The organism is Micromonospora sp. NPDC051925 (genome assembly GCF_044548625.1).
Taxonomy (GTDB): Bacteria; Actinomycetota; Actinomycetes; order Mycobacteriales; family Micromonosporaceae; genus Micromonospora.
The window spans coordinates 1-1,392 of the sequence record NZ_JBIUCH010000060.1 but is presented as its reverse complement, the minus strand read 5'-3'; the positions used below and the strand labels follow the sequence as shown (position 1 = coordinate 1,392).

Genomic DNA, 1,392 nt, shown 5'->3' with positions numbered 1-1,392 from the left:
TGCGGCGTTTGCCGGCGGGTCGTCCGGGGCCGGGGTGTCCGGGTTTCGGGTGGCCTGGTGGATGCCAGGCGTTGCGCAGAGCGGGCGAAACCTGGCGTCGTGTTTGTCCGGGGGTCGGTGTGGTCGTGGTGGCGGGTTCCCAGGGCAGTCGGTGGTGGGTGAGGTGGGCGCGGGCGCAGAACAGGTGTAGGTAGGCGTAGGTGTGTAGGCGTAGCCAGGTGGTCAGGGTGTCGGGTTGGCGGGGGTGGAAGTCCGGGGCGTGGGCGGTGGTCTTCAGGTGCCGGAAGTAGTGCTCGATGTCGAAGCGGGTCAGGTAGGTCATGATCAGGGTGAGTAGGTCGTGGCGGGTGCCGGAGTACCACAGGGCGAGGTCGCCGGCGCGGCGGCTGGGGCGTAGGTGTTGGACGCGGGCGAGGAGCACGGTGCCCTCGACGATCGGCGGGGCGGGTTGGTCTTCGAAGCCCCGGCTGGAGCGGGTGAGTTTGGGGTGGACCTGGCGCCAGGCCCGGACGGTGACGGTGCCGTAGATGTCGACCGGGCCGCTGATGCTGGCGTCGGCGGGTAGGTCGGGCTCGCGTAGGGCCAGGCGGAACCCGTGTCGGCGGGGCCGGCCTCCGAGGGGGTGGGCGCGCCGGTGTTCGGGCCGGGTCCACATGGTCTGCGAGGTCGCCAGACGGACCAGCACGTCCGCGGGGATCGCGCGGTGGCGCAGCAGGTAGGTGATCCTGGCCGCGGGGTAGCCGGAGTCGAGTAGGAACAGTGACGGGTCGGCGTTGCTGGCTCCGTCGCTCGCGCAGACCCGGGCGATGTGTTCCACGGTGACCTCGACCAGGTCGTCGTCGGAGGCGATCCGGTCGGCCAGGACCGGCACGACCCACGAGTCCGGGGTCAGAGTCAGCCGTACGACATGCTGATACCGCCACCCCGTCTTGATCATCGCCGCGCCGCGAGGCCCGCCCGGGGTGTACTGCGGCTGCCGGTCCGGGCTGGTCGGCGCGTTCGGACGCGGCCACGCGGTGGTATCGATGGCATACACGCGGGGCAAGCCACAACGCTGGGCGATCCGGCACGCCGCCCGCAACGCCCGGCCGGTGTCCAGCACGCCCTCCCGCAACGCCCGGTGCGCCGCAGCATGCCCAGTGACCACGCCCAACGACAGGTGCGCGGGACATCCACACCGGCCCTGATCCACAGCGACCTGGTCGACCAGGTCGAACAACGTCCGCGACCGGGTAGTCAGCACCCCCTCGAACAACTCCCGCCGCCACGAATCCCACAAGACCCGATCCGGCTCGCCATGGCCGACACCGGTAACCGCTACGCTCCCCATCGAGGACCCTGCCCACTGATGATCTTTGTCTGGAAACTCAGATCATGGACAGGGTCCTCCCC

Annotated in this window: 1 protein-coding gene; it reads right to left on the bottom strand. The window is 70.3% G+C overall.

Translation table 11 applies throughout. The features are described from left to right. Positions 1–1,279 (bottom strand): hypothetical protein (locus ACIG87_RS32275; protein WP_396855406.1); only part of this gene is annotated, 1,279 nt, incomplete at its 3' end. Positions 1,280–1,392 lie beyond the last annotated feature (113 nt).